We start from the raw sequence: 20,126 nt of genomic DNA on the forward strand, positions 1-20,126 counted from the left end.
ATCCGGCAATGTGCTTTTGCAATTGCCTGATGGCGCTACGCTTATCAGGCCTACCAATAAAAGACCTACAAATACGTCAAAAAAGGGGAGGCGTTGCGCCTCCCAAAAATAATTAACCGCGCAACTGCACCACGCCGTCTTTTACCCGCGCGTCGTAATGTTTCACAGAAAACTGTTCGTCTTCCATGCACAGACCGTCGCTTAAACGAAAGCGCTGTTTCTTCAGCGGGCTGGCGACCCACAGTTCGCCCTGGTGTTCCGCAATCAGTCCACGAGACAGCACGCTGGCTTCAAAGAACGGGTCGATGTTGCTGATCGCGAATACCTGATCGCTATGGTAAGGACGGAAAATCGCGACTTGTTCAGTGCCTGACAGCGCGCAGACGCCGGTTCCCGGCAGAATGTCATCGATTTTGCAGATGTTTTGCCACTGGCTCATGCGTTTTCCTCCACCAGAGTGACCGGGATACGTTCATACGGCGTGGCCGGACGATGCTGTTCGCGTTCCGGCACAACCTGAACATTTGGGTCGCGCTTGTCGCTGTTGATAAAGTGTTTGAAACGAACCTGTGCGGATGGGGTGTTGACGGTCTCCGTCCACTCGCAGACCACCGCTGCACGCAGGCGCGCCATCTCTTCTTCCAGATGTTCGTTCAGGCCCAGCTTGTCGTCGATGATGACCGATTTCAGATAGTCGATGCCGCCTTCCAGGTTGTCTAACCACGGTGCGGTACGGGTCAGTTTGTCGGCGGTACGGATGTAGAACATCATAAAGCGGTCGAGATACTTGAGCAGTGTTTCGCGATCGAGATCGGCTGCCAGCAGATCCGCATGACGAGGTTTCATGCCGCCGTTACCGCAAACGTACAGGTTCCAGCCTTTCTCAGTGGCGATGATACCCACATCTTTACCCTGCGCTTCCGCACATTCACGGGTACAGCCGGAGACGCCGAACTTCATCTTGTGCGGGGTGCGAATGCCTTTGTAGCGGTTTTCCAGCTCCACGCCGAAACCGACGCTGTCGCCCACGCCGTAGCGGCACCAGGTGCTGCCGACGCAGGTTTTCGCCATCCGCAGCGCTTTGGCGTACGCGTGACCGGTTTCGAAGCCCGCTTCAATCAGTTGACGCCAGATTTCCGGCAGATCGTCTTTTTGCGCGCCAAACAGACCGATACGCTGAGAACCGGTAATTTTGGTATAGAGGTTAAACTCGCGGGCGATACGACCCACGGCCACCAGACCTTCCGGGGTGATTTCACCGCCAGCGGAGCGCGGGATCACCGAGTAGGTGCCGTCTTTCTGGATATTCGCCAGGAAGTTATCGTTAGTATCCTGTAGCGGCGTGTGCTGCGGTTTGAGGATGTATTCGTTCCAGCACGACGCCAGCAGCGAACCGACGGTCGGCTTACACACTTCGCAGCCGTAGCCTTTACCGTGTTTCGCCAGCAGTTCTTCAAAGGTTTTAATGCCTTCCACGCGGATTAAGTGGAACAGTTCCTGACGAGAATAAGCAAAGTGCTCGCACAGGTTGTTGTTGACTTCAATACCCTGTTTCGCCAGTTCGGCGTTCAGTACCTGCGTCACCAGCGGGATGCAGCCGCCGCAGCCGGTTCCGGCTTTGGTTTCCGCTTTCAGCGCCGCCACGGTATGACAGCCTTTATTGATAGCGGCGATCAGATCGCCTTTAGTCACATCGAAGCAGGAGCAGATCTGCGCGCTGTCCGGCAGTTTATCCACGCCGATAGAGGGTTTACCACTACCCGCGTGCGACGGCAGGATCAGCGAATCCGGGTTTTCCGGCAGTTCGATGGCGTTCAGTACCAGTTGCAGCAAATTGCCGTAATCGCTGGTGTCGCCGACCAGTACTGCGCCGAGCAGCGTTTTGTTATCTTCGCTGACAATAAGACGTTTGTAGACTTCTTTGCTTTCATCGAGGTAAACGTAGCTACGCGCGCCCGGCGTGCGGCCATGCGCGTCGCCGATGCCGCCGACGTCCACGCCCAGCAGCTTCAGCTTGGCGCTGAGATCCGCCCCTTCAAAGGCGTTTTCACTGCCGAGGATATGGTCAATGGCGACCTGGGCCATTTTATAGCCTGGTGCGACCAGACCGTAAACGCGGTTGTTCCAACTGGCGCACTCGCCGATAGCGTAGATATCCGGGTCGGACGTCTGGCAGGTGTCGTTAATCACGATCCCGCCGCGCTGCGCGACGGCCAGACCGCACTGGGTAGCCAGCTTGTCGCGGGGGCGAATACCGGTAGAGAAGACGATAAAATCGACTTCCAGCTCGCTGCCGTCGGCAAAACGCATAGTCTTACGCGCTTCGTTACCCTGCTGAACAATCTCTTGCGTGTTTTTACTGGTGTGTACACGCACGCCCATGCTTTCGATCTTGCGACGTAGCTGCTCGCCGCCCATCTGATCGAGCTGTTCCGCCATCAGCATTGGCGCAAATTCAATGACGTGCGTTTCCACGCCGAGGTTTTTCAGCGCGCCAGCGGCTTCCAGCCCCAGCAGACCGCCGCCGACCACCGCCCCGCGCTTGCTGCGACGGGCGCAGGCTTCGATAGCGTTGAGGTCTTCAATGGTACGGTAAACGAAGCAATCCTGGGTTTCGGAGCCTTTAATCGGCGGAATCCACGGATATGAACCGGTCGCCATGATCAGCTTGTCATAATAAACGGTACGACCCGCGCTGGAGTGAATCACTTTCTCCTGACGGTTAATGGTAATTGCGCGTTCGCCAACCAGTACCTTTACGCCGTGCTTCTCGTAAAATCCTTCACGCACCAGAGAGAGCTCTTCCGCGGTGTGGTGAGAGAAGTAGGATGACAGGTGGACACGGTCATAGGCTTTACGGGGTTCTTCACAGAACACGGTAATGTCGAACAGGCTAGCGTCGGATTTATCAAGGAGATCCTCAATAAAGCGGTGGCCGACCATACCATTACCGATAATAGCGAGTCTGACTTTGCTCATTTTTGCCTCGATTTCTTTTCTATTACCGCCTACCTTAACGATTCAGCAACCCCGCTTATTGATGTAAATCAAATTCACCTTTATATACCTCTTAATGGGTATATGGCTGATTTGTCTGGATTTTTATAAGTGGCGGAATTGTCAGGCTTTTCAGGTTTGTACAAATAACATACAAAATGAGGGGTTTTTAGACCAACAGGCCTACCTCGTCAGGAGGGGGATAGAGTGCCGGAGGGCGACGTCGCCTTATCCGGCCTACCAACAGCTTACGCTGTAGGCCGGATAAGACGCATCGCGGCGCCATCCGGCAATCATTATCAATGCGTAGCCGGCGCGCTATGCTGGCGATGACGGGACACAAAGCCGAGCGCAAAGCACATCACAAAGACCACCGCATACAGACCATTCGCGGTGAGTAACGCCGCCTGTGGACCGCTGTGCGCCACAATCGGGCCGGTGACGACGAAGGTCAGCATCGTTCCTATGGTGCCGCAGGTCAGAATAAAGTTAACCAGCTTAGGCGAGGCCACTTTCGTTTGCTGCGATCCCAGCGTAATGATGGAGGTATAAATGGCGCTGGAGAAGAAGCCCAGCGTCAGAATAAACCACGGCATATGCGCCTGCGTGCCGGTAATAAACAGATACATCAGTACCGCCGCCATACCCGCCAGTACGGTCAGAATGCGTTGCAGATCGAAAAAGCGCAGGATAAAGCTGAACGCCCACATGCCAAACATATAGGACATCCAGAAATCACTCACCAGCGCCCCGGCGTCATTCAGGCTCATGCCGAGGCCTTTGGCATATTCCGGCACCCAGGAGATAAAGCCCAATTGACCGAGGATATAGCACAGCGCGGCGACGGCGAGAAACAGTACGCCAATGCCCCATTTTTCTTTGACGACAGGCGCCTGAGAGTGCTGCGCATGTTTACCCAGCGCCGGAAATTCACAGCCGAAGGTCAGGATGAAAATCGCCAGGTAGACCAGGCCGATACAGGCGTAGACCCAGTACCACTCAATACTACGCGCCAGCAGGAAGGCGGCGACCATAGGAAAAATCATCCCCGCCATGCTGAAGAAGGAGTCGGTAAACAGCAGCCGGGAACCGCGCTGACGCCCTTCATACAGTTGCGTAATCAGGAAGGTGCCAATCGACATGGTGATCCCGCTGACCAGCCCCAGCACAAACATCGCCGCTGAGAACAACGCCAGGCTGTGGCTGAACATCAGCCCGGCCACCGCCAGCACCATCAGGATAAAACCAAAGCGTAGCTGTGTTTTCAGCGGGATGATTTCCATCAGCCACGCATTGAGGAAGATCGAGATCAAAATCCCGGCGTTCAGGAAAGTGAAGGTGTTACTCATGCTGGAAACGGGCAGCTGAAAATAGTCTGCGATATTTCCCATCACCATCCCGGTGACAATCACCAGCGCCCCGGTCAGGGCGTAGGAAAGAAAGCTGATCCATGTGAGCTTGATGCGGTTGCTGTTAGTCATGTCTGGCCTTGAAGAGAAGTGAAGCGCGTGGAGGGCGCGTTAAGCGGGCAGATTTTAGGCGCTTTTGTGATGCATTTAAATAATTATTAGTGATAGTAATGTTCATTACATTTTTTAATGTGATGTTTGTCACATCATATTGCACGAATACGGCGTTGCGTCGTAACGTTACATTTGTTTCATATACGTAAAATTAGGTAAAGGGCTGGCCTGGCCCAGGAAGGCTCTTTAAAATCATTCCACTTGCTTTATTTCTGCTCTCTTTAAGGAAATCTCATGCTCAAATCGACTCTGGCGGCTGTCGCAGCTGTTTTCGCTCTTTCTGCTCTTTCTCCCGCAGCGTTGGCAGCAAAAGGCGATCCTCATGTGCTGTTAACCACCTCCGCCGGGAATATTGAGCTGGAGCTGAACAGCCAGAAAGCGCCGGTTTCTGTGAAAAACTTTGTCGATTACGTCAACAGTGGTTTCTATAACAACACTACGTTTCACCGCGTTATTCCTGGCTTTATGATTCAGGGCGGTGGTTTTAACGAGCAGATGCAGCAGAAGAAACCGAATCCGCCGATTAAGAATGAAGCCGACAACGGTCTGCGTAATACTCGCGGCACGATCGCGATGGCGCGCACCGCAGATAAAGACAGCGCCACCAGCCAGTTCTTTATTAACGTCGCGGATAACGCTTTTCTCGACCACGGCCAGCGCGACTTTGGCTATGCGGTATTTGGTAAAGTGGTAAAAGGTATGGATGTCGCCGATAAAATCTCACAGGTACCGACGCACGATGTCGGGCCTTATCAGAATGTGCCGACAAAACCAGTCGTTATCCTTTCCGCGAAAGTCCTGCCATAAAATAAAATATGACTGCGCGGGTGCGAGCCGCCCGCGTTTTCTCCCTGTCTCAGCGTAACCTGAAATTGCTGCTTATACTTGTGGTCAAGCACAGACATATTCAGGGAGGCCAGGTGAAGAAACTTACCGATAAACAAAAGTCACGCTTTTGGGAACAGCGGCGCAACGTTAACTTCCAGCAAAGCCGCCGTCTCGAAGGTATTGAGATCCCCTTAGTAACCCTGACCGCCGATGAAGCGCTGGCACGTCTTGACGAGCTTCGGAGGCACTATGAGCGATAAATTTGGCGAAGGGCGCGATCCGTACCTCTATCCGGGGCTGAATGTGATGCGTAATCGGCTGGGGATTCATCAGGCCCAGCGACTGGCGCAAGCGGCATATGAAATGACCGCGCTCCGCGCCGCCACGATTGAACTGGGGCCGCTGGTACGCGGCTTGCCTCATCTGTGCGCGATTCATCGCCAGCTCTATCAGGATATTTTCGACTGGGCAGGGCAATTGCGGGAGGTCGATATTTACCAGGGCGATACCCGTTTTTGCCACTTTGCCTATATCGAAAAAGAGGGCAACGCTCTGATGCAGGATCTGGAAGAAGAGGGCTATCTGGTCGGTCTGGCGCACGAGAAGTTTGTCGAGCGGCTGGCGCATTACTACTGTGAAATTAACGTGCTTCATCCGTTTCGTTTGGGGAGCGGGCTGGCGCAGCGCATCTTCTTTGAACAGCTGGCGCTACATGCAGGCTACGCGCTGAGTTGGCAAGGTATTGCGGTTGAAACATGGAAGCAGGCGAACCAGAGCGGCGCGATGGGCGATCTCTCCGCTTTGCAGGCGATTTTTCAGAAAGCGATAAGCGAAGCTCGCGAAACTGAGTAAAATAGTGCGGTTCTACTGACCCGGAGCCGCCATGATCCTGCTTATCGATAACTATGATTCCTTTACCTGGAACCTCTACCAGTATTTTTGTGAACTGGGCGCGGAAGTGCAGGTCCGGCGCAATGATGCGCTGACGCTGGCGCACATTGACGCTTTGAACCCGCAAAAAATCGTTATCTCTCCTGGCCCCTGTACGCCAAATGACGCTGGCATTTCACTGGCGGTTATCCGCCATTATGCCGGACGTATTCCGATGCTGGGCGTTTGCCTGGGTCATCAGGCGATGGCGCAGGCCTTTGGCGCGTCGGTGGTGCGGGCAGCGAAAGTGATGCACGGTAAAACGTCACCTGTTACGCATAATGGACAGGGCGTGTTTCGGGGATTGCCCAGCCCGTTAACCGTGACACGTTACCACTCGCTGATTGTCGACCCTGCCACGTTGCCAGAGTGTTTTGAGATCACCGCCTGGAGTGAAACGCAGGAGATTATGGGCATTCGCCACCGCGAGTGGGATCTGGAAGGCGTGCAGTTCCACCCGGAAAGTATTCTCAGCGAACAAGGACACGCTCTGCTGGAAAATTTCCTCCGGCGTTGATTTGTGGTTGCTATTGAGTGATTTTTTATTCATATTTTGTGATTATAATTTCACTGGCATTTCTACTTAACCGGGTGGTAATGATATGGCAACTGAACAAACGGCTATTACGCGCGCAACTTTTGATGAGGTGATTCTGCCTGTTTATGCACCGGCGGACTTTATTCCGGTCAAAGGTAAAGGCAGCCGCGTATGGGATCAGCAGGGCAAAGAGTATATCGATTTCGCCGGCGGGATTGCAGTGACTGCGCTGGGCCATTGCCATCCGGCACTGGTCGAGGCGCTGAAATCCCAGGGGGAAACCTTGTGGCATACCAGTAACGTTTTTACCAATGAACCGGCGTTGCGTCTGGGACGTAAACTGATCGACGCCACGTTTGCCGAGCGCGTGCTGTTTATGAATTCCGGCACCGAAGCGAACGAAACCGCTTTTAAACTGGCGCGTCATTATGCCTGCGTGCGCCATAGCCCGTTCAAAACGAAAATCATTGCCTTCCATAACGCCTTTCATGGCCGTTCCTTGTTTACCGTCTCTGTAGGCGGGCAGCCGAAATATTCCGACGGCTTTGGGCCGAAACCCGCCGATATTATTCACGTTCCCTTCAACGATCTTCATGCGGTGAAAGCGGTAATGGATGACCACACCTGCGCGGTGGTGGTCGAGCCGATTCAGGGTGAAGGCGGCGTGCAGGCGGCTACACCGGAATTCCTCAAAGGGTTACGCGACCTGTGTGACGAGCATCAGGCGTTGCTGGTGTTTGATGAAGTGCAGTGCGGGATGGGGCGCACCGGAGACCTGTTTGCTTATATGCACTACGGCGTCACGCCGGATATCCTCACCAGCGCCAAAGCGTTAGGCGGCGGTTTTCCGGTGAGCGCCATGCTGACCACGCAGGAGATCGCCTCGGCCTTCCATGTCGGTTCGCATGGTTCAACCTATGGCGGCAATCCGCTGGCCTGTGCGGTGGCTGGCGCGGCATTCGATATTATTAATACGCCAGAGGTACTACAAGGCATTCACACTAAGCGGCAACAGTTTGTGCAACATTTGCAGGCGATTGACGAGCAATTTGACATTTTCAGCGATATTCGCGGCATGGGGCTGCTGATTGGCGCGGAACTGAAGCCGAAGTACAAAGGCCGGGCGCGCGATTTTCTGTACGCAGGCGCGGAGGCCGGCGTGATGGTGCTCAATGCCGGAGCCGACGTGATGCGTTTTGCCCCGTCGCTGGTGGTGGAAGAGGCGGATATCAATGAAGGAATGCAGCGCTTTGCGCAGGCGGTAGGGAAGGTGGTGGCCTGATAGCGGATTGCCGGATAAGCGTAGCGCATCCGGCAGTCGGACTTAACCTTTTGTATCCCGTAGCCGCTTACTCAGCCAGATACCGTGATGCGGACGCTGACGCCAGGCCATCGACGAAATGGTGTGCATGGTGTTCAGATGGCCAATGATGCGCTGTAAATGTTGTTCCAGAGTGCTCAATAAGCCATGTGACGGCATGTCCGGCGACTCCAGAATATTGACATCGCCGGAGCCGCCTGGCCTGTCGTACTCCAGGCGCTGCTGGCAGCGCTGAATTGCAATCTCGCAAGATTCCAGATAGCGCTGCGCCAGATCCGGCGTCAGCATGGTGTGTTCCCGCGCCAGCGTCGTCATGGCGTTGATATGCTCGACAATAAACTGGCTGTGCGTGACCCACAGTTTCATATCCGACAGATAGTGGGTATTGAACCCGGGTTCCTGCATTGCCTGATTTAACGAGTTGAATAACGTGTTATGCGCCTGGTTGACCCGCATTCTTTGATAAGCGAGCGGGGTGGCTTGCGGATCGTTACTGAGGATCAGTCGGATAGCTTCTTGATCGGCTTCCAGCGCATCATGGGCGTTTTTACGTAATAGCCCGCTTTGCCATTGCGGCCACAGCCAGACCATGCCGCCAAAGGCAATTAAACAGCCAATCAGCGTATCGATCAGCCTCGGCACAATAAACTGCTCTCCGTTTAACGTCAGTAACTGGATGGTGTATACCGCCGTCACCGTAAAGCCGACCGTCGCCCAGCCGTAGTTTTTACGAATAATCAGATAACTTGCCAGCGTTAGTACCAGCATGACCGCCAGCGTAATGCTTTCGGGAATATGTAAGTGCAGCGTGACGCCGGCAATCACCAGGCCGACCAGCGTTCCGACCGAACGGTGCAGAATACGTACGCGCGTCGCGCCATAGCCGTTTTGGGTGACAAACAGCACTGTCATGAGTATCCAGTACGGTTTAGGCAGGTGCAACGCGCTGCCCATCAGACTGGCGATGCTCATCATCACGCTGATGCGTCCGGCGTTGCGTAGCGCCGGTGATTTAAGAGACATATAATTTTTCAGCGCCGGAAGTAGCGGCAAACGACGCTGTTTATCGGCCATCAGGTCGCGGGCGTACAGCGGTCGCTGAGTACGCAGCACACGGGCGATTCGACTGAAGTGCCAATAGCAGAACTGGCCTACCGGATTTTCAGGATGCTGATTGGCGATCTTCTCCAGAGCGCCAATCTGTTTTTCCATGGAGAAGCGCGTCGGCAGACGATGATAAAGAATGTCATCCGCCAGCACGCGCAGGCGGGCGGCGACCGTTTGCGCATTCCAGCGAATCACCTCTTCCGCATGGCTGCGTTCTACCAGTTTCTGTACCTCTTCCGGCTGATGCAAGCTGACGGAGATGTGCTCCTGCAAATCCATCGCTTCCTGAAAAGCCCGCAGTAGACGCTTGTAATCATTATTGTTGTGCGCCGAAAGCATATGCATCTGTTGGTAACACTGGGTAATGAGATCGACCGCTTTTTGCTGGCGTATCAGCAGGGGAGGCAGCGCTTTTTCCGGATCGATATGTTGGGTGAGCAGGCTGTATTTCGCTTCACAATAATCGGCCAGTTCACGGTATAACAAACTCAATGACTCGCGCAGCGGCTGTTCGCGCCATAGCCAGAACCAAAACCAGTTAAACACGCCGTACCATAGCGTGCCCAGCGCATAAATGAGCAGCGGCTCCCAGACGGGCATGTATCCCGCAAGACTCAGGGTAAAGATGGCGGCAATCAGCGACGCTGGCAGTAGCCGCGCGTGAAGCGGGCTAATTTCCGCCGTCACGCCAAGCACCAGCGTGAGCCCGGTCAGGATCAACGGCAGGGGGATGGATTCCGCCAGCAGAAGTTGCGTTACCAGACTGCATCCGGCGAACAGCGACGCGCCGATGATCAGGCGTTTAAAAAAGCGTTTGTGCGGGGTATCCAGACCTGCAATGTTGCAGCAGGCGGGAACGAGAGAGAAAAGCAAGCCCAGGTGTAGCTGGCCTATCAATAAACCAACAGCCACAGGCAGGCACAGCACCAGCGTTTGCCGTAGTGCGTAATTAATCTCTGGGTGATAAATCAGTCTTCGCCACATCGATGCAAACAAAAATGGCGCATGATAAAACGCGCCATTCTGACGGAATTAACGGGTGCCGTAGACGACGATGGTCTTGCCATGCGCGGAGATCAGGTTTTGATCTTCCAGCATTTTCAAAATACGACCAACGGTTTCGCGGGAGCAGCCGACGATTTGGCCAATTTCCTGACGGGTGATTTTGATCTGCATCCCATCCGGGTGCGTCATGGCATCGGGCTGTTTCGCCAGATTCAGCAGCGTCTGAGCGATACGCCCGGTGACGTCAAGGAAGGCGAGGTTACCTACTTTTTCAGAGGTGACTTGTAAGCGACGAGCCATCTGGGAAGAGAGACGCATCAGAATATCCGGGTTGACCTGGATTAATTGGCGAAATTTTTTGTAGGAAATTTCAGCGACCTCACATGCGGTTTTCGCACGTACCCAGGCGCTGCGTTCCTGACCTTCTTCAAACAGGCCCAGTTCACCAATAAAATCACCCTGATTCAGATAAGAAAGGATCATTTCTTTCCCTTCTTCATCTTTGATCAGCACTGCCACGGAGCCTTTAACGATGTAGTACAGCGTTTCTGCTTTTTCACCCTGGTGAATCAGCGTGCTCTTTGACGGGTACTTATGAATGTGGCAATGAGACAAGAACCATTCAAGAGTCGGGTCTGTTTGCGGTTTGCCAAGCACCATGCGCGGTTATCCTCTGTTATAAGCTGTCTCCAGAGCCAGAAAACGGCACTGTCTCTGGGGTTGCAAAAATATACTTCCCGCTACCTGGGAAGGGGGCTACGAAAATAGATTGTAGCCTGTAATGTGATGTCCTCTGCATACATGCAGTACGTCAATGTATTACTGTAGCATCTTGTCTGTTTTAGCATAGCTTTCGCCGTGTGTCTCCTGGTGTCTCGCTTCAGCATGACCCAGGTCGCCTTCCATTGCCAGTTTTGTTGTATGCGCGTAATCTTTCAGGAAAATTGAAACATTGGAGTTACGAAATATGCAAGCGCGTGTAAAGTGGGTTGAAGGACTCACGTTCCTCGGAGAGTCCTCCTCCGGCCACCAGATTTTAATGGATGGCAACTCCGGTGACAAAGCGCCGAGTCCGATGGAGATGGTATTAATGGCGGCTGGCGGATGTAGCGCTATTGATGTGGTATCAATCCTGCAAAAGGGCCGTCAGAATGTCACCAACTGCGAAGTGAAGCTGACATCCGAGCGCCGGGAAGACGCGCCGCGCCTGTTTACGCACATTAATCTGCATTTTATCGTTACCGGCAGCGATCTGAAAGAGGCTGCCGTCGCACGCGCTGTCGATCTCTCCGCGGAAAAATATTGCTCGGTGGCGCTAATGCTGGAAAAAGCGGTCAATATTACCCATTCGTATGAAGTGATTGCGGCGTAACACGTGATGCCGGATGGCGGCGTGGCCTTATCGGGCCTACCCGTTTTTATCTCGTAGGCCCGATAAGCGTAGCGCCATCGGGCATTTCACCGCGGTTATTCGATTTTTTTGCCTTCCATTAGTCGCTGCACCAGCGGCAACATAATCAGCTCCATCGCCAGCCCCATTTTGCCGCCCGGCACCACTAATGTATTAATGTGAGAAATAAACGAGCCCTGGAGCATCGCCAGGAGCCAGGGAAAATCGATCCCTTCCAGGTTGCGAAAATGGATCACCACAAAACTCTCATCCAGCGAGGGAATACCCTTTGCGGCGAACGGATTGGATGTATCGACGGTCGGCACGCGCTGGAAGTTAATATGGGTACGCGAGAACTGCGGCGTAATGTAATTGATGTAGTCGTCCATGGAACGCACCACGGAATCCATCACCGCTTCACGGGAGTGTCCGCGCTCGCTGGTGTCGCGGATTAGTTTCTGAATCCACTCGAGGTTGACGATAGGCACCACGCCAACCAACAGATCAACATGACGCGCGACATCATGTTGCGGGGTGACGACGCCGCCGTGCAGTCCTTCATAAAACAGCACATCGGTCGGTTCGGGAAGCGGCTGCCAGGGGGTAAACGTGCCGGGAACCTGATTCCACGGTACGGCTTCATCATAGGTATGCAGATATTTACGCGACTGGCCTTTACCCGTCTGCCCGTACTCAATAAAAGTATGTTCCAGTAGGCTGAAGTCATTGGCTTCAGGCCCGAAATAGCTGATATGCCGCCCGGCGTCACGCGCTTTGCGGATCGCCATGTCCATTTCCGGGCGGGTGTAACGATGAAAACTGTCGCCTTCCACCTCGGCGGCGTGCAGATTTAACTGCGCGAAAATTTTACGAAACGCGAGGCTGGTGGTGGTGGTCCCCGCGCCGCTTGACCCTGTTACTGCTATCACCGGATGTTTGGCTGACATGGCAACTCCATGATTGAGCTTTAGTAATAATGTATTGTCGGCAAAGGCGTTTTATTCGCGAAACTGCTTTTTCGGCATAATATTGACCGTTTCATGTAATTCAGACCATACCAGCACGGCCTCGCCGGATTGCAGTTGGCGTTTTACGTCAGCGACTTTTTGTTCAAGCGAACGTTCATGTTCACCATAATCGGTGCCTTCGCGCAACACAAAGCTTTCGATCAGGTTGTCCAGCGTGTCGGGGGCGAGCCCCTGCCAGGGAATGATCATGATGACGCCTCCAGGTACGTTGTCAGCCAGTCAGGAATTCGGCGTTCCAGCCACATTTCAGGGCGCAGCGGCGTACCGCCGATAAATCCTACGTGTCCGCCATGCTCAGTTAGCTGATACTCCACCTGCGGGGGCAGATCTTCCGCTTTAGGGATCACATGATGATCCATAAACGGATCGTCTTTAGCGTGAATAATCAGTGTCGGTTTAGCAATCTGGTTAAGCAACGGCATGGCGCTACACTGACGATAGTAGTCGATGGCGTCGGCAAAGCCGTGAATTTTCGCGGTGATCAGGTCGTCAAACTCACGAATACGGCGCATTGATTTCAGTTGCGCCAGATTCACCGGCAGCGACCCGGGATACGCCGCCAGCTTGCGTGACGCATTCGCTTTTAACAGATTAAGCAAATAACGCTGATAGACGCGGGAAAACCCTTTGTCCATGTGGTAGCTACAGGCTTCGAGAACAAAGGGCGCAGAAACAATCACCGCCGCCTCGATGGGAATATCGCGGCCTTCTTTCGCCAGCAGGCACGCCAGCATATTACCGCCGAGCGAATAGCCCACGGCGGCTGTCGGAACGGCGCCGAGCTCCCGCTGTAGCCAGCGTAAAAACCAGGCTCCGTCCTCCGTTTCACCGGAGTGGTAAATACGATTCAGACGGTTGGGTTCGCCGCTACAGCCGCGAAAGTGCATCACCACGCCCAGCCAGCCGCGCTTTTGCGCCGCCTCAATCAGCCCGTGGGCATAGGGGCTGTTCAGGCTGCCTTCCAGACCGTGAAAGACCACCAGCCGCGGTTTATGCTTTGCCTGTTGCGGTTCTTCGCTCCATGCCAGATCGACAAAATCGCCGTCCGGTAGCTCCAGCCGCTGCCAGTGGGCGTTGAACTTCACTTTGCGGCGGATTAAGCGCGGCAGCATAGTTTGTAAATGGCGATTACGAATGCCACGCATGGGAATAAATTCATGCGAGTCATTGACAGGCGGGGTCATTTCTGTGGACGTGATCTCAACCATAGCACCAGAACAATTGATAATTGGAAACAATACTATACCGCGCATAAGGTTCACAGATTAGTCAATATGTGATTTTACGTTCAATTGGTCGTCTGGCGAAATAAAATTGCGCCTCATTTCACCAGAGGGGGCGGTATGCAAGGCGCGCGCAATACCCCACAGAAATCGCGTGAACCTCTGCATCAGCCGAATTAATCGTGGTAGTGTGGCAACACGATAGTTATGTGACTCAAGGAGAAGGTATGTCGAAGACACTTTTACAGATCCATTTTAACTTTAGCGGCCCTTTTGGCGAGGAGATGACTCAGCAACTGGTCGGGCTGGCGGAGTCTATCAATGAGGAGCCGGGCTTCATCTGGAAAATCTGGACAGAAAGCGAGAAAAACCAGCAAGCTGGCGGCATTTACTTGTTTGAATCCGAAGAAACGGCGCAGGCTTATATTAAAAAACACACTGCGCGTCTGAAAAATCTTGGCGTTGATGAGGTGACGTTTACATTATTTGGCGTGAACGACGCGCTGACGAAAATAAATCACGGCAACCTTTGCCGCTAAATCACATAACGCAGGCTTCTGTTCCGGTGCTGCCGACCGCAACGGTAATCTTTATACCGGGGCGAGTACCGAAGAGGCCTTTATGGACGAACAGCGGACAACGAACGTTCTCTTCCAGCGTGTGCAGCGCCTCGGCGGTGCGGGCGATGTTACCCTTCTCCACAAACATCATGAAGATGGTGAGCTTGCGGAAGGTAATGTCATCGGTGATTGACAGGTTCATCGTCCGCCCCGCGCGTTAGTCGTTCTGCATCATTTGCTCAAGCTGCTCCTGCGCCTCAAGCCATGCCATTTCACATTCTTCCAGCCCGGATTTGGCGCTGGCCTGCTGTTGCAGACACTCGGTCATCTCCGCTTTACGGCTGGGGTCATACAGGCTGCTGTCGCCGAGCTTCTCTTCCGCCTGCGCTAACTGGGCGTTGAGCTTTTCCATCTCTTTTTCCAGACGGGTAATCTCTTTACGCAGCGGCTGCGTCAGAGTGCGTAGCTCGGCTTCGCGACGCTTCTGATCTTTGCGTGACTGGGCGCTGTTGGCGTTGTTTTCCTTCGGCGCGTCGTCGGCCTGGTTTTCCTGCTTCTGCACATCGCTCAACCACTGCTGATAATCTTCCAGGTCGCCGTCGAACGGTTCGACCTTTTTGTCGTGAACCAGATAGAGGTCGTCAGTGGTGGAGCGAATCAGGTGGCGGTCGTGCGACACGACGACCAATGCGCCTTCGAAATCAATCAGCGCTTCGGTGAGCGCCTGACGCATGTCGAGATCCAGGTGGTTGGTCGGTTCATCGAGCAGCAGCAGATTTGGACGCTGCCAGACGATCAGCGCCAGCACCAGGCGCGCTTTCTCGCCGCCGGAGAAACGTTGCGTCTCTTCCGTTACTTTGTCGCCCTGGAAGCCGAAGCCGCCGAGATAGTCGCGCAGCTTCTGCTCCAGTTCCTGCGGCGCCAGACGCGCCATATGCTGCAACGGGGATTCATCGGCGCGCAGGAACTCCAGTTGGTGCTGGGCGAAGTAGCCGAGCTTAATGCCTTTGGCGAGGCCAATTTCACCGTGCAACGGTTCCAGTTCGCCCGCCAGCAGCTTGATCAGCGTCGATTTCCCCGCGCCGTTGCGGCCCAGCAGGCCGATACGCGAGCCGGGCACCAGGTTCAGCTTGATGGATTCCAGAATGATGCGATCGCCATAACCTGCGCTGACTTTTTCCATCTTCAGCAGCGGGTTCGGCAGGCTTTCCGGCGCGCGGAAGCTGAAATGGAACGGGTTGTCGACATGAGCCGGCGCAATCAGCTCCATACGCTCCAGCATCTTGATACGGCTTTGCGCCTGCTTGGCCTTGGTCGCTTTAGCGCGGAAACGGTCGATGTAGCTTTGCAGATGCGCCACACGCTCCTGCTGACTCTCATACATCGCCTGCTGCTGCGCCAGGCGCGTGGCGCGCTGAACTTCAAACGCGCTGTAGTTGCCGGTGTACTCGAACAGAGTCTGCTGTTCGATATGGATAATTTTATCCACTATCGGGTCAAGAAAATCGCGATCGTGGGAAATCAGAATCAGGGTGCCCGGATAGCTCTTCAGCCATTTTTCCAGCCAGATAACGGCATCCAGATCGAGGTGGTTGGTCGGTTCGTCGAGCAGCAGTAAATCGGAACGGCAAATCAACGCCTGGGCCAGGTTAAGGCGCATCCGCCAGCCGCCGGAAAAGTCGCTGACCGGACGTTCCAGCTGATCGTTAGAGAAGCCGAGGCCGTGTAGCAGGCTGGCGGCGCGCGAGCGAACGGTCCATGCATCGATGGCGTCCAGCTTGCCGTGTATGGAGGCGATAGCATGTCCGTCGTTACGTTCGTTGGCGTCGTTAAGCTGCGCCTCCAGCTGCCGGTATTCACGGTCGCCATCAATGACATACTCAATCGCTGGCTGAGGCAACGCAGGTGTTTCCTGATTCACCCACGCTAATTGCCAGGTTCCGGGCAGGGTAAAACCCCCGGCATCGGCGCTGATTTCATTTTTTAGCAATGCCAGCAGGGTAGATTTACCGCAGCCGTTTTTACCCACCAGGCCGACTTTCTGGCCTGGATTAATGGTAGCCGAGGCATTGTCCAGTAGGACGCGCACGCCGCGACGAATTTGTAACGAGGAGAAAACAATCATAAGGCGCCGTATGTTCAGACTATGTTAATTTATCATTATGATAATGTAATATTCGGGCGTACCGCCGCGCTGGAGCGCAATGGTAGCTCAAAACAACAACGATACACAAAATCATTCAGGCCGCCTTTGGTGAGGGACAAGAATATCTCTCATTAATCTCCAGCGGCGGACATAGAGTACGTTCCTGAGTTGAACAAACACTGTCAACGTAGAAGCGGCCTGAAGAATGGCATGTATCGACCCAAAACAACCGGGAGGGGGATTGATGTCTCAGCCAGCGAAAGTCTTGCTGTTGTATGCCCATCCGGAATCTCAGGACTCGGTTGCTAACCGGGTACTGCTTAAACCGGCCATACAGCACAATAACGTAACCGTGCACGATCTTTATGCGCGCTATCCTGATTTTTTTATCGACACGCCCTATGAACAAGCCCTGTTACGTGAGCACGACGTCATTGTTTTTCAGCATCCCCTTTACACCTATAGCTGTCCGGCTTTACTGAAAGAATGGCTTGATCGCGTTTTGAGTCGGGGGTTCGCCAGCGGACCAGGGGGAAACCAACTGGTGGGAAAGTACTGGCGTAGCGTGATTACGACTGGCGAGCCGGAGAGCGCTTACCGGTATGACGCGCTAAACCGCTATCCAATGAGCGATGTACTGCGCCCCTTTGAACTGACCGCGGCCATGTGCCGGATGCACTGGATGCCGCCCATTATTGTGTACTGGGCGCGGCGCCAGTCGCCGCAGACGCTGGCCAGTCATGCGAAAGCCTATGGCGAGTGGCTGGCGAATCCTGTGAGCGCGGGAGGCTATTGATGGAAGGTGCTGATTTATTGACCGCGGGAGTGTTGTTCCTCTTCGCGGCGGTGGCGGCGGTGCCGTTAGCCGCGAGGCTGGGCATCGGCGCGGTGCTAGGGTATTTGCTGGCGGGAATCGCCATCGGTCCGTGGGGGCTGGGATTTATCAGCGACGTTGACGAGATCCTGCACTTTTCCGAACTGGGCGTCGTGTTTCTGATGTTTATCATTGGTCTCGAACTCAATCCGTCCCGGCTTTGGCAACTGCGGCGCTCTATCTTCGGCGTCGGCGCTGCTCAGGTGCTGTTAAGCGCGGCGGTGCTGGCGGGATTATTGATGCTTGCTGATTTCTTATGGCAGGCGGCGGTCGTCGGCGGGATTGGCCTGGCGATGTCTTCGACGGCGATGGCGCTACAACTGATGCGCGAGAAAGGCATGAACCGTAGCGAGTCCGGGCAGTTAGGGTTTTCCGTCTTACTGTTTCAGGATTTAGCGGTGATCCCCGCGCTGGCGTTGGTGCCTTTGTTGGCGGGATCGGCCGACGAGCATTTCGACTGGTTTAAAGTGGCAATGAAGGTACTGGCTTTCGTGGTAATGCTGATTGGCGGTCGTTACCTGCTGCGCCCGGTATTTCGTTTTATTGCTGCGTCCGGCGTGCGGGAGGTCTTCACTGCCGCGACGCTGTTGCTGGTGTTGAGCGCCGCCTTATTTATGGATGCGCTGGGACTGTCGATGGCCCTGGGAACCTTCATTGCCGGCGTTTTACTGGCAGAGAGCGAATACCGGCATGAGCTGGAAAACGCTATCGATCCCTTTAAAGGTTTACTGCTTGGGCTGTTCTTTATCTCCGTCGGTATGTCGCTAAATCTCGGCGTACTTTATACCCATTTACTGTGGGTGGCGGCGAGCGTTGTTATTCTGGTCGCCATAAAAATGCTGACGCTGTATCTGCTGGCGCGGCTATATGGAATAAGAAGTTCTGAACGGATGCAGTTTGCCAGCGTGCTGAGTCAGGGGGGCGAGTTCGCTTTTGTGCTCTTTTCTACCGCCTCTTCTCAGCGCCTGTTTCAGGGCGATCAGATGGCGTTATTATTGGTGACTGTCACGTTATCAATGATGACCACGCCGCTACTGATGAAAGGGATTGATAAGTGGTTATCGCGCCGTCTTAATGGCCCGGAAGAGAATGATGAAAAGCCGTGGGTTGAAGATGATAAGCCCCAGGTGATTGTCGTCGGCTTTGGCCGTTTTGGTCAGGTGATCGCTCGCTTATTGATGGCGAATAAGATGCGTATCACCGTGCTGGAACGCGATATCGGCGCCGTTAATCTGATGCGCAAATATGGTTATAAAGTGTATTACGGCGACGCTGCACAAGTCGAGCTGCTGCGTTCTGCGGGCGCGGAGGCGGCGGAGTCGATAGTCATCACGTGTAATGAACCGGAAGACACGATGAAGCTGGTGGCGCTGTGTCAGCAGCATTTTCCTCATCTGCATATTCTTGCGCGAGCGCGTGGACGTGTGGAGGCCCATGAGTTATTACAGGCTGGCGTCACGCAGTTTTCCCGTGAAACGTTTTCCAGCGCGCTGGAATTGGGACGTAAAACTCTGGTGTCGTTAGGTATGCATCCGCATCAGGCGCAACGCGCGCAGTTGCATTTTCGTCGGCTGGATATGCGAATGTTGCGGGAGCTGATCCCGGAGCATAGCGACATGGTACAGATTTCGCGCGCCAGAGAGGCCCGACGCGAACTGGAGGAGATTTTTCAGCGCGAAATGCAACAGGAACGGCGCCAGTTGGATGGCTGGGATGAATTTGAGTAGGGGTAAAACAATGGCAATCCGTAAACGTTTTATTGCAGGCGCGAAATGTCCGGCCTGTCAGGCGCAGGATACAATGGCGATGTGGCGTGAAAATAATGTCGATATTGTTGAATGCGTTAAGTGCGGGCATCAAATGCGGGAAGCGGATAAAGACGTTCGCGAGCATGTTCGCAAAGAAGAGCAAGTGATCGGGATTTTTCATCCGGACTAGCGATATGCCGCAGGTTTTTTTAAGCTAAGGGGTACACGGCTGCAGAATTCCGCTACAATCTGCGCCACTATTCTTCCCATGCTCAGGAGATATCATGAAAGTAGCAAAAGACCTGGTGGTCAGCCTGGCCTATCAGGTACGTACAGAAGACGGTGTGTTGGTTGATGAGTCTCCGGTGAGTGCGCCGCTGGATTACCTGCACGGTCACGGCTCCCTGATCTCTGGTCTGGAAACCGCGCTGGAAGGCCATGAAGTTGGCGACAAATTTGATGTCGCTGTTGGCGCGAACGACGCTTACGGCCAGTATGACGAAAATCTGGTGCAGCGTGTGCCTAAAGACGTCTTTATGGGCGTTGATGAACTGCAGGTAGGGATGCGTTTCCTGGCTGAAACCGACCAGGGCCCGGTACCGGTAGAGATTACCGAAGTGGAAGACGATCACGTTGTGGTTGATGGTAACCACATGCTGGCGGGCCAGAATCTGAAATTTAACGTCGAAGTTGTTGCGATTCGTGAAGCGACTGAAGAAGAACTGGCTCACGGTCATGTTCACGGCGCGCACGATCACCACCACGATCACGGTGAAGACGGCTGCTGTGGCGGTCATGGTCATGACCATGGTCACGAGCACGGCGGCGAAGGCTGCTGCGGTGGCGGTGGTAAAGGCGGCTGCGGTTGCCACTAATCCCCGTCGTCTTTCAAGCCACCGCGGTGTTGG

21 protein-coding genes are annotated in these 20,126 nt (G+C 54.2%); 11 read left to right on the plus strand and 10 right to left on the minus strand.

Translation table 11 applies throughout. From position 1 onward, the window contains the following. Positions 1 to 112: 112 nt before the first annotated feature. The 3 genes from nirD to tsgA form a co-directional block, all read right to left on the minus strand. Positions 113 to 439, minus strand: a complete 327-nt coding sequence (gene nirD / locus OLG56_RS01765; protein WP_000084819.1) for a nitrite reductase small subunit NirD — start codon at positions 437 to 439, stop codon at positions 113 to 115. Next, positions 436 to 2,979: an NADPH-nitrite reductase large subunit gene (gene nirB, locus OLG56_RS01770; protein WP_079900370.1), complete on the minus strand. Its 2,544-nt coding sequence runs from the start codon at positions 2,977 to 2,979 to the stop codon at positions 436 to 438. Before nirB ends, nirD begins: the two co-directional genes overlap by 4 nt. Positions 2,980 to 3,296: 317 nt before the next feature. Further along, positions 3,297 to 4,478 carry an MFS transporter TsgA gene (gene tsgA, locus OLG56_RS01775; protein WP_000185267.1) on the minus strand — a complete coding sequence of 394 codons (1,182 nt, stop codon included), beginning with the start codon at positions 4,476 to 4,478 and terminating at the stop codon, positions 3,297 to 3,299. 276 nt (positions 4,479 to 4,754) lie between these two features. On the opposite strand from tsgA, the gene ppiA reads away from it, so the two are divergent. The 5 genes from ppiA to argD all read left to right on the plus strand — a co-directional run bounded on the left by ppiA (position 4,755) and on the right by argD (position 8,098). Next, the gene (ppiA, locus tag OLG56_RS01780) at positions 4,755 to 5,327 is read left to right on the plus strand and encodes a peptidylprolyl isomerase A (RefSeq protein ID WP_000920478.1); all 573 of its coding nucleotides are present in this window, start codon (positions 4,755 to 4,757) and stop codon (positions 5,325 to 5,327) included. Between the two features lie 113 nt (positions 5,328 to 5,440). Continuing rightward, positions 5,441 to 5,608, plus strand: coding sequence for a FicA/YhfG family antitoxin (ficA, locus tag OLG56_RS01785; RefSeq protein WP_001519136.1), 168 nt, complete (start codon positions 5,441 to 5,443; stop codon positions 5,606 to 5,608). After that, positions 5,598 to 6,200 (plus strand): putative adenosine monophosphate-protein transferase Fic, encoded by a 603-nt coding sequence (locus OLG56_RS01790; RefSeq protein WP_001280675.1) that lies wholly within the window; start codon positions 5,598 to 5,600, stop codon positions 6,198 to 6,200. Before ficA ends, OLG56_RS01790 begins: the two co-directional genes overlap by 11 nt. 31 nt (positions 6,201 to 6,231) lie before the next feature. After that, positions 6,232 to 6,795 (plus strand): aminodeoxychorismate synthase component 2, encoded by a 564-nt coding sequence (pabA, locus tag OLG56_RS01795; RefSeq protein WP_000601879.1) that lies wholly within the window; start codon positions 6,232 to 6,234, stop codon positions 6,793 to 6,795. 85 nt (positions 6,796 to 6,880) lie between these two features. Continuing rightward, the gene (gene argD, locus OLG56_RS01800; RefSeq protein WP_000190024.1) at positions 6,881 to 8,098 is read left to right on the plus strand and encodes a bifunctional acetylornithine/succinyldiaminopimelate transaminase; all 1,218 of its coding nucleotides are present in this window, start codon (positions 6,881 to 6,883) and stop codon (positions 8,096 to 8,098) included. 42 nt (positions 8,099 to 8,140) lie between these two features. Here argD and OLG56_RS01805 read toward each other — a convergent pair whose 3' ends face one another. After that, positions 8,141 to 10,228 carry a YccS/YhfK family putative transporter gene (locus OLG56_RS01805; protein ID WP_000269311.1) on the minus strand — a complete coding sequence of 696 codons (2,088 nt, stop codon included), beginning with the start codon at positions 10,226 to 10,228 and terminating at the stop codon, positions 8,141 to 8,143. Between the two features lie 48 nt (positions 10,229 to 10,276). Continuing rightward, positions 10,277 to 10,909: a cAMP-activated global transcriptional regulator CRP gene (crp, locus tag OLG56_RS01810; RefSeq protein WP_000242758.1), complete on the minus strand. Its 633-nt coding sequence runs from the start codon at positions 10,907 to 10,909 to the stop codon at positions 10,277 to 10,279. A 307-nt stretch (positions 10,910 to 11,216) separates the two neighbouring features. Between crp and OLG56_RS01815 the strand changes: the two genes are divergently transcribed. Then, entirely contained in the window at positions 11,217 to 11,621 is a 405-nt protein-coding gene (locus OLG56_RS01815; protein WP_001148919.1) for an OsmC family protein, read from the plus strand. 95 nt (positions 11,622 to 11,716) lie between these two features. On the opposite strand, the gene OLG56_RS01820 is transcribed toward OLG56_RS01815, so the two are convergent. From OLG56_RS01820 to OLG56_RS01830, 3 genes are read right to left on the minus strand one after another with little or no spacing between them, the layout of a single operon-like run. Next, on the minus strand, positions 11,717 to 12,586 hold the full coding sequence (locus OLG56_RS01820) for a phosphoribulokinase (RefSeq protein ID WP_001274690.1): 870 nt from the start codon (positions 12,584 to 12,586) through the stop codon (positions 11,717 to 11,719). A 51-nt stretch (positions 12,587 to 12,637) separates the two neighbouring features. Next, the gene (locus OLG56_RS01825; RefSeq protein WP_000586568.1) at positions 12,638 to 12,856 is read right to left on the minus strand and encodes a YheU family protein; all 219 of its coding nucleotides are present in this window, start codon (positions 12,854 to 12,856) and stop codon (positions 12,638 to 12,640) included. After that, on the minus strand, positions 12,853 to 13,920 hold the full coding sequence (locus OLG56_RS01830) for a hydrolase (protein WP_001214117.1): 1,068 nt from the start codon (positions 13,918 to 13,920) through the stop codon (positions 12,853 to 12,855). Before OLG56_RS01830 ends, OLG56_RS01825 begins: the two co-directional genes overlap by 4 nt. 197 nt (positions 13,921 to 14,117) lie before the next feature. Between OLG56_RS01830 and OLG56_RS01835 the strand changes: the two genes are divergently transcribed. Then, positions 14,118 to 14,429: a monooxygenase gene (locus OLG56_RS01835; protein ID WP_000047690.1), complete on the plus strand. Its 312-nt coding sequence runs from the start codon at positions 14,118 to 14,120 to the stop codon at positions 14,427 to 14,429. A 1-nt stretch (position 14,430) separates the two neighbouring features. Here the strand turns inward: OLG56_RS01835 and OLG56_RS01840 are convergent, their stop codons facing one another. Together OLG56_RS01840 and OLG56_RS01845 are read right to left on the minus strand one after the other, a co-directional pair. Then, positions 14,431 to 14,652, minus strand: a complete 222-nt coding sequence (locus OLG56_RS01840) for a helix-turn-helix domain-containing protein (RefSeq protein WP_001054023.1) — start codon at positions 14,650 to 14,652, stop codon at positions 14,431 to 14,433. A 15-nt stretch (positions 14,653 to 14,667) separates the two neighbouring features. Beyond that, a complete protein-coding gene (locus tag OLG56_RS01845) occupies positions 14,668 to 16,575 on the minus strand; it encodes an ABC transporter ATP-binding protein (protein ID WP_061377077.1) in 1,908 nt (635 codons plus the stop codon). A gap of 265 nt (positions 16,576 to 16,840) precedes the next feature. On the opposite strand from OLG56_RS01845, the gene kefG reads away from it, so the two are divergent. From kefG to slyD, 4 genes are all read left to right on the plus strand, one after another. Further along, the gene (kefG, locus tag OLG56_RS01850; RefSeq protein ID WP_000081820.1) at positions 16,841 to 17,392 is read left to right on the plus strand and encodes a glutathione-regulated potassium-efflux system ancillary protein KefG; all 552 of its coding nucleotides are present in this window, start codon (positions 16,841 to 16,843) and stop codon (positions 17,390 to 17,392) included. Continuing rightward, the gene (gene kefB, locus OLG56_RS01855) at positions 17,392 to 19,197 is read left to right on the plus strand and encodes a glutathione-regulated potassium-efflux system protein KefB (RefSeq protein WP_061377078.1); all 1,806 of its coding nucleotides are present in this window, start codon (positions 17,392 to 17,394) and stop codon (positions 19,195 to 19,197) included. The genes kefG and kefB overlap by 1 nt, the downstream gene beginning before the upstream one ends. A gap of 10 nt (positions 19,198 to 19,207) precedes the next feature. Then, positions 19,208 to 19,408 (plus strand): YheV family putative zinc ribbon protein, encoded by a 201-nt coding sequence (locus tag OLG56_RS01860; protein WP_001007735.1) that lies wholly within the window; start codon positions 19,208 to 19,210, stop codon positions 19,406 to 19,408. Positions 19,409 to 19,502: 94 nt separating this feature from the next. Continuing rightward, positions 19,503 to 20,093, plus strand: a complete 591-nt coding sequence (slyD, locus tag OLG56_RS01865; RefSeq protein WP_000861341.1) for a peptidylprolyl isomerase — start codon at positions 19,503 to 19,505, stop codon at positions 20,091 to 20,093. Positions 20,094 to 20,126 lie beyond the last annotated feature (33 nt).

This window comes from Salmonella sp. 2018103 (assembly GCF_026247685.1).
Taxonomy (GTDB): domain Bacteria; phylum Pseudomonadota; class Gammaproteobacteria; order Enterobacterales; family Enterobacteriaceae; genus Salmonella; species Salmonella enterica.